This is a genomic window from Okeania sp. SIO3B5 (assembly GCF_010692555.1).
Taxonomy (GTDB): domain Bacteria; phylum Cyanobacteriota; class Cyanobacteriia; order Cyanobacteriales; family Microcoleaceae; genus Okeania.
On record NZ_JAAHHG010000439.1, the window covers coordinates 1 to 8,453 of the forward strand.

The 8,453-nt window shown below is 46.0% G+C and carries 4 protein-coding genes and 1 pseudogene; 2 read left to right on the forward strand and 3 right to left on the reverse strand.

The window, feature by feature from the left end:
• Window positions 1–124: 124 nt before the first annotated feature.
• The 3 genes from F6K54_RS34780 to F6K54_RS34790 all read right to left on the reverse strand — a co-directional run bounded on the left by F6K54_RS34780 (window position 125) and on the right by F6K54_RS34790 (window position 6,458).
• Window positions 125–640, reverse strand: coding sequence for a hypothetical protein (locus tag F6K54_RS34780; protein WP_293088227.1), 516 nt, complete (start codon window positions 638–640; stop codon window positions 125–127).
• Window positions 641–749: 109 nt separating this feature from the next.
• Window positions 750–1,334: a PEP-CTERM sorting domain-containing protein gene (locus tag F6K54_RS34785; RefSeq protein ID WP_293088229.1), complete on the reverse strand. Its 585-nt coding sequence runs from the start codon at window positions 1,332–1,334 to the stop codon at window positions 750–752.
• A 459-nt stretch (window positions 1,335–1,793) separates the two neighbouring features.
• Window positions 1,794–6,458, reverse strand: coding sequence for a DUF4347 domain-containing protein (locus F6K54_RS34790; protein WP_293088231.1), 4,665 nt, complete (start codon window positions 6,456–6,458; stop codon window positions 1,794–1,796).
• Between the two features lie 307 nt (window positions 6,459–6,765).
• Between F6K54_RS34790 and F6K54_RS34795 the strand changes: the two are divergent.
• Window positions 6,766–7,083 (forward strand): annotated as a pseudogene (locus F6K54_RS34795) (IS701 family transposase); the annotation flags it as partial.
• Between the two features lie 214 nt (window positions 7,084–7,297).
• The coding region (locus F6K54_RS34800; RefSeq protein ID WP_293088233.1) for a hypothetical protein at window positions 7,298–8,453 on the forward strand (1,156 nt) is incomplete at its 3' end.

Consider the following 8,453-nt stretch of genomic DNA (forward strand, 5'->3'; position numbering starts at 1 on the left):
TCGTATGGGAATAGATTTAATACCAGTTTTTAGGTCATAAATTATCTTTTTTATCAAAGGGACATTTCCTGCAAATTTTTTTTATTGCACTTATTATTCGTAACATTCTTTTTTCAAAATGGTATTACCCTTTCTTTTTCACGATCCATCCCCAGAAAGGAAGAGAAAACAAACCAATTAACATTCCCGGTTCTGGCACTGCTTTCTTAACTTCGTTCTCTGAAATTTCCTGAAACTCGCGACTGAGAATTTCCCCAGACCAACCAAAATTTGAAGCCTCAACTCCAGGAAGGACTACCTGCAAGATTTCCTCGCTTTCCCAATAGGAATTAGAAAAGGCGATCGCTTCTCCAGCATCTACTCCATTAACTCCGTCTTCGTTGGCTGCCCAAAACCAGAAGTCTTCTCCCAAAATATCCCAGTCTAAAAAGGAACCGTCGGTCACTTCATAGCGCATCCAATCTTCATCGACTATCCCAGAAGTATCGTCGTAACTAAAAAAACCGCTGCTGGTTTCGCCGCTGTCTAATCGATAATCCAAATCGTATCTGATAGTAGCAGCATTGGCGGCATTTGTTATGCAAAAAATTAGGGCGTAACTGGTAGCAAAAACTCCTATTTTTGCGATGGTTGTTTTCATGTTTTTTGTGCTTAATAAAATTGTTGGATTTGAGAAACCAGGTTTTTCCAAAAAACCTGGTTTCTGGGCTGCAAAGGAACAGGCATATTGCCTGTTCTACGGTGTCGTTTTACTTCTTGGATTTAACTTTTTTCAACAACAAACTGCTGCCCAAAATTCCCAATCCAATAATAGTATTAGGTTCGGGAGTTGACTTGAGGTTATCGTCGTCGCCACCACCAATAGGAACGGGAGGGCGCCGGGCATAATTAAACTCTCCGGTACCTTCTACATCGCCGATATTGTAGGAGAAAAACGACTCTTCCAATTCAAAGAAACCGGGGTTAAAAGAAAAGGTATCGTTTGCCAAACTCAACCCTAAAAATTCGCCGTCGAATAACAGGACTTCTGCGAATAAATCGTCATGGGTTTCCGAGGTGTATTTGGTTGCCAAAAAGTCAAATTCAAAGTCATCGAGTTCGATATATTCTTCGCCGACTCCGGTGACTTTCGAGTCTTTATAACTGAAGGAACCGTCAAAGGTTTGATCCAATAAAGGACCGGCGTCGATAGTTAAATCGAAATCGTAAGTTGTGGTAGTAGGTTCTTGAACGTCAGAATGGAATTGGGCTTGGGCTTTATTAACATTAATTACGCTGCAACCAAGGGCTAAAGTGGCAGCGAAAATTCCGAGTTTTTGCAATTTGTTAGTCATGGTTTTTTTGTTGTTCTGAATAAATTGTGTTGATCCCCCCCAGCCCCCCTTGAAAAGCTATCCCTTACCCATAACTCCTGAAACCCTTGTGCGGACGGGGAGACACGGAGAGGGGGAGACACGGAGAAAAAATCATATTGCCTAAGTAAAAATACTTAAAACTTTACAGATAAATGTGCTTTTTCATACATTTTTCTCCCAAAAAAGCCGAACTAAGACTTACCCATAATTTGTCAGTTTTGTCAAGTTTTATGTTAAGAAATATGTGGGTAAAGCATAGCTTGAAAAGGGGGGAGGAAGAGGAAGAGGGGAATGGAAACCCGTAGAACAGGCACTCTTAGATAATTTGCCTGTTCGCCACCCCGTTCGCCCCCGGAAGGAGAGGGGAACGAGGAAGAGGGGAATGGAACCCCGTAGAACAGGCACTCTTAGATAATTTGCCTGTTCCACAGTTATTGCTTAAAATCCGAAGTTGCTGGGGTCGTTCAATGCGTTTTCGGAAATCCCTTCCACCGCGATAAAGGTACGGAAACGACCGGGGCCATCGGGACCGTCTGCGTCTATGGAAATCATAGTGGTTCCACCACGGGAGGCAAGTTGGATATAACCGTCGGCGATCGCGTTGTCTCCTTGGTAACCGAGACCGTCTAATAGTTCGGTGAGGATTATTTCATCGCTGCCGGGATCGAAGTCCTTGATGATGTCACCTGCATCTAACAAACTGTCGTAAACGAAGCGATCGCTACCGTCGCCCCCAGTCAAAATATCCCGACCTTGGAAACCAGTAATGGTATCGTCGCCGTCGCCCCCAGTCAAAACGTCCCGACGGCGAGTGCCTTCTATTTCTTCCCCGGGGGTGACTTCGATATCTTCGCCGACACCGGATTCGATCTGGTCGTCTAAAGCAGAACCGGTGTTTTCGGCAACGACCTGTTCTATCTCTTTTGTGCCTGCGGTAAGTTCCTCAAGGTCGTCGCTGGTTTCGCCCATTGTGATAGTTTGGACTTTGGCGACTTCTTTGCTGATGTCGGCTCCGGTGTTGCTGGATGCGGCATTGTCGATGCGATCGTTGCTTTCGGCTACGACGTCGGCAACTTCAGCGGCTACGTCGGATACTAAGTTAACCTTAATTTCCGGGTCGATCGCTTTCGCTGCATTGGCGGCATCGTTAATTAACCCTTCTATGGGTTGGGCGGTTGTTAAGTTGAGCTGGCCATCCTTGACTTTGTTGGCAATGGCTTTTATAGCTGCCCCAGAGAGTTCGTCGAGGTCGGCGGTGGAGGCGCCATCGAGCAAGTGAGCGATTTGGGTGACGGTGTTTTGCACCTGAATCATGCTGTTGAAGACTTCGGCAGCCCCTGGTTCGTTGGCCTCGGTGGCAGCAACGGGATCGAGGGTGGCGAGGTCAACTTCTGATGGCAGGGAAAAGGCGTTTTTGACTTGGTTGTGCGCCTGTTCCACGGTGAGTCCTTGTTCCACTAAGTCCGCTGCCACGCTAGTTAACATGGTGACAACGGTGGAATCTGGGGTGGAATAGATGGGGGTTTCCAGGGGCAAACCGGTGGCGGTGTCGGTACCGCCGATGATGACGACGCGACCTTCGGAGGGGTCAACTGTGCCGTTTTGGTTGGTGTCGAAGATAAAGGGGTCGATATCGAGGTCGAATTCCCCTTTTTCGTTGGTGGTTGCCGATGGTTCGTTGTCATCGAGTACGCCGTTTTTGTTCGCATCGAAGAATGCGGTGCCGCCTTCGATGTAGTTGTCAATGGCGATGCCATCGTGGCGGCGGTAGAAATGAATTTGATCGGTAGCAGTAGCACCATGCGGGTCTGTTGCTGTCACCGTGTACCAGTTATCCCCTGTCATCCCCGGGTTGATAGTAAAGGTACGAGTATTGGGGTTGAACTGAATTGTCTGCCGACCATTACCGCCACGGAACCACTCGGCTTTATAAGTCAGGACATCACCCGGATCTGGATCGGTGAAGGTATTCTCATCAAAGGTAAACTTCAAAGTGTTGCGCAAGGCAGGATTATTAGTCCAGTTAACTCCTTGAGTAAACAGACGAGTTCCAGTCCTTTGTGGCGGACGGTTAATACGGTTAATTAAGTTGCCGCGCTCTAGCTCGAAAGTGTCTTTAACAGTCTCGCCAAACCGATCCCGTGCTTCCACTTCGAGATTTAATTTGAACCAGTTCGGGTCATTTCCTTTGACATCAAAAGTGCGATTTGCCGGATCGAAAGTAAGCCAGGCTGGTAGGTTTCCGGCAGGAACCGCGCTCTTCACATTGTTCCGCTGACTCTCCCCATTCAACACCCTTACCGAATAGGTCAGGCTATCCCCCGGGTCTGGGTCAGTGAAAGTGTTCTGAGCAAAAGTAAAATCGGAAAAATTCCGTGCCGAAGAATCAGGGATGGGATTGCTAACTACTGGAGGACGATTCAAGATACCTCGCTCTAGCTCGAAAGCGTCTGTCACAGTTTCGCCAAACTCATCCTCTGCTTTCACTTCGAGATTTAATTTGAACCAATCTGGGCGATCGCCTATAACATCAAAAGTGCGCTGGGCTGGATCGAAAGCGAGCCAGGCTGGTAGGTCTCCGGCTGGAACCGCACGCTCCGCACCTTCATCCTGACTCTGCCCGTTCAACACCCTTACCGAATAGGTCAGGCTATCGCCCGGGTCTGGGTCAGTGAAAGTATTCTCAGCAAAAGTAAAATCGGAAAAATTCTGTGCCGAAGAATCAGGGATGGGATTGCTAACTACTGGAGCTTCGTTAACATCAATCTCCTGAGCCAGAGCCAGCATATTAACCCGCTTGAAGTTGTCTCCGGTATTAGTAACGTTATCGTCCTCATCGTCGCCATCGTTAATAGCAACGCCACTATCGCGCAATAGCTGTCCGAACTCATTGGGAGTCAAACGGCGACCCATTTCTCGTTCTGCCAACTGTTGCGCCAATACCGCAATACCAGAGACATGGGGTGCTGCCTGACTCGTGCCATCAAAGGTAACGGTACCGCCATTATGGTTAGCACCAGTAATAGGAGCGCCGGGAGCAAAAACCGTAGTTAAATTTTCGTGGCGCTGAGAGAAAGGAGCGATGATGTCGGCATCCGTAGAATTAGCCAGGGCACCATCTGGATAACCCTTGCCTCCCACATTAGAATCGTAAACCGCCCCAATAGAAAGAGAATTCGGATCTACCGAGGGATAGCTGACACCAGGTTGACTATCGTGGGAGTGAAACTTGTTGCCAGAAGAAGAACTGACGATAATATTCTTGTCCGCTAACGCCTTAAGTTCGTCACCCCAACCATAATCTGGGATATTTGCAGCAGTGTAATTTCCCCCATCCGACAGAGACATATTGAGGCTGGCAATGTTGTATTCTTCCGCGTTCTCAACTACCCACTGCAAGGCATTTTCGATCGCCTCCGCATCTGCCTCAAGCTTGCCGTCAACAACCTTAAAAACCTTGAGATGAATGATGTCGGCCCCCGGAGCCATCCCCGTGTGAACCTGATCGGAGGAGGCAACAATGCTGGAAACATTAGAACCGTGCCCCTGGGGATCGCTGGCATCCGCATCCCCGTTAGCAAAATCGAAGGAATGAACAATGCGGTCGCCAAAGAAGGGATGATCTAGATCGATACCTGTATCCAAAATTACAGTAGCAAAACCGCTACCATCGATACCAGCAAAACGGGGATTGGCGCGGAAATCATCCATACCTATCAGAGAAGACGATTTCGCCAGTGCCGGTACGAAAGCGCTATTTTCTGATATCGGCGCGGTTGTGAAAAACGGCGCTTCCGCTCCAGTGGTAGTAATTCCAGGCAATAGGGATTGAGTCTGGAGATTCAGATCGTAGAAAGTGCTGCTGTCGTCAGCAGAAGAAACCCGAAGATTATAAACCCCCCCGTCTAGGGTTTGACTAATTGACTCTGGAGTGATACCCAGGTTTTTGGAACTGGCAATCACCTCGCCTTTGCTATCGAGCAACTCGAAATCAGCATTAGCAGTCATGCCATCGAGAGATAAATCGACATTGCTGCGGGAACCCAGAGCGAACTTGTAGTAGTCGTCTCCGTCTTCCCGACCAACCCAGTCTTTGTAGTTTTTATTCCCACCCACACGAACTTGGCTCGCATCGGCAATTTCGTCGCCGCCAGCATCCTCTTTGGGAGCTTCGTTATCGAGAATAGTCAGGGTGGCAGTCCTCTGAACGCCCAGCACTGTTAGGTCACTGGGATTACTCAAGGTGAGTTCGAGGCTTTCGTCGCCTTCGACAGTTAGATCATCGGTAATAGGAATGGTTATAGTTTTGCTCGCTTCCCCATTAGCAAATTCAACGGTTTGGGTCGCGTTATCGAAGTCTTCGCCTCCTTTGGCACTACCGTCGCTTAATTGCACTTCGACGGTGGATATGCCGTTAAGGCTGACGGTGCGCTCGATGGTGACATCTGCTCCAATTACAGTGCCGTCTTCCCTTACTCGGTAGGTGGCCTGGGAGAACTCCAAACTTGGTAGTTTCTCAGGATCGAACACATCAGGTTGGAAAGTGAAAACCCCCGGATAGTTACGAATAACTTGAGGTTCAAAAGTCAGGCGAGTCTCAACCTCCCCGATAACAGTTTCCAACTCCCAACTGCCACCCTTGGCAGCATTACCAACTTTCTTAGTGGATGCCGCAATATTGGCACCAGTTAATTGATGGAGAACCTGCAAAAACTGAGGTTCCGCAGCGACGTTGCAACCATAGATAAGGATTTCCGACACGCCCCATTCCAGAAGTTGCGGTCGATATTGTTGGATATTAGCGAGACTCAGAACAGTCCCACCTAAAAAGATACTCCCGGGAACGCCGTGACCGACTAGATGCAAGCTAGAAATCTTACTCTTGCCTATAGCCTCGGTAATTTGAGCGATGCTATCTCGTTGCGGATTGAGAACTAGCACCTTTGCCCCGGCACGAACTCCCACCTCTAATGTGGGTATTGCTTCGACATCGGGAGCGATCGCGACTAACATACCCTCTCCCGGGGCTTTGGGGAGGCGATCGTCCAGTTTTAAGGACCTACTTAATCGGCCATCTCGGTAATTACTTGCTGCTTCGAGCATGGTATAATGTCCTGATAATTAGCTTTTAATTTCACCGGGGGCCCGAAAGTTGGTAGCTTTCTTGCGCCCCTATTTTTTTTTTGACTCCCCGGCCCACCAGAAAAATACTGACGGACAACTCGGTTTTGAGTCAGGTGGCCCGGAAAATCCATTGGTTTTCCTGCGCCCCTATTAAAACTATTTAGGAAGAGCCAGCATTTTTATGCCAGCTTCCTATCTATTTTTTGATTTTTGTTACAAAACTTTACACAATAATTTTTGTTGATTTTTTAATTGCTACAGAAGCATAGAGATTTAAGCAAACCGGGTTTTTTACCGAGAAGCAATCATGATGGTTGGGGCCAGTGAGAATATCAAGTAAGAGATAAATGGAGTCTAGAACGCCATTTTATTTTGGTATTTTGTGCTTATACTTTTATCATTTGGCATAAACTAACTGGAGGATTGCAGATGCAATGGGCCAATAAACTTTTAAAGACATTTACTGATGCTTTGGAAGCTTTTCGTACAGCTATGTATGCACCGTTTTTTTGATTGGTTGGCTAATAACCGCGACGTATTTGCCTCTCACACAGAGAGTTTTGGCTATATTTGGGGTCAAAAGTTGTGTAAGTCCCACTATTAATTATATCACTGCATTTTCTGGTTAGGACAATATAAAATTGAGTAAAAAAAGAGTAGGAAGGAGTAGAAAATAGAGGAATGTCTGTATCCTATTTCGTAGCACTATACAATTTATTTTTCAACTATACTGAAAGACTAGCTATTGACTGAATAACTAATCAACAATTAGGTGTTATTCTGTTTATTTATATGAGGAAATAAATTTAATTATTCTTATGAACAAAAATTATACTTCACAGAAAAAAATTCAAACAAAAAAAATCTTATATAATACTCTATTAGGTACTTTATTTTGCCTAGTAGCAAATCCATTATTTTCGTATCAGCAACCAGCTCAAGCACAAACAGATGCTTATTGTCGGTTGTCACCAGAAGCGATCGCTACAAAAGAAAACTTACGTCAAGCAGTCTTAGCTGGAAACAAAGAAGCAGAAAAACAATATCAAAATATCTTGATTCAACACGGTAGAGAAGTAAACAACTGTCGCCTGAGAAACTGGCCAAGAACTCAAGGCATCTGGTTGCGACTATATCCTTGTGATGCTAGAGCAGGAGAAATCGACAGAATACTCGACCATGTAGTTAATAAAGGCTACAATCAAGTTTACATAGAAGCTTTTTATGATGGACAAGTGCTTCTTCCCGCAGCAAATAATCCCACAGTTTGGCCCTCTGTACTGCGCGTCCCTGGTTATGAAAATGTCGATCTATTAGCTGAGAGTCTCAAAAAAACAGGCGTTCGTGGTTTGCGAGCTTATGCTTGGGTATTTACCATCAACTTTGGCTATACTTACTCTCAACTACCCTACCGTCAACAAGCTTTAGCTCGCAATGGTAAAGGTCAAACAACTCTTGATGTGATTCCAGATAATGCTAGTTTGCACAATCAGTTAGGTGCAAGTCATGCTTTTCATACATTCATTGATCCTTACAGTCCAGAAGCACGTCAAGATTATGCAGTTATGATTAATGAGGTACTCAAACGCCGACCTCAAGGTGTTTTATTTGACTACGTTCGTTATTTGCGTGGAGTTGGGCCAGACTCTGTGGCGGATGAAGTAAAAGATTTATGGGTTTATGGTGAAGCTTCTAGGAAAGTTCTATTGCAACGTGCGAAAAATGAAGCAGGAAAGGAATTACTCACAAGATTTTTAGACAAAGGATATGTTACTTCTGAAGATATTTCTGCAGTTTCTGACAGGGAAACTCCTAAGTGGCAAAATTTCTTTTCTCCTGCTACTACTGCATCTGCTACTGGTAGACTACCGAAAGGAGGTTCGGGACGACAAGTTTGGGAATTGAGTGTTGCTCACGCAGCTCAAGGAATACTTGACTTTCTCAAGGTGGCGACTAAACCAGTGAAACAAAAAA

Bases quoted from the DNA above. Each gene is read 5' to 3' on its own strand.
- F6K54_RS34780 (WP_293088227.1), bottom strand. From the start codon at position 640: ATGAAAACAACCATCGCAAAAATAGGAGTTTTTGCTACCAGTTACGCC.
- F6K54_RS34785 (WP_293088229.1), bottom strand. From the start codon at position 1,334: ATGACTAACAAATTGCAAAAACTCGGAATTTTCGCTGCCACTTTAGCC.
- F6K54_RS34790 (WP_293088231.1), bottom strand. From the start codon at position 6,458: ATGCTCGAAGCAGCAAGTAATTACCGAGATGGCCGATTAAGTAGGTCC.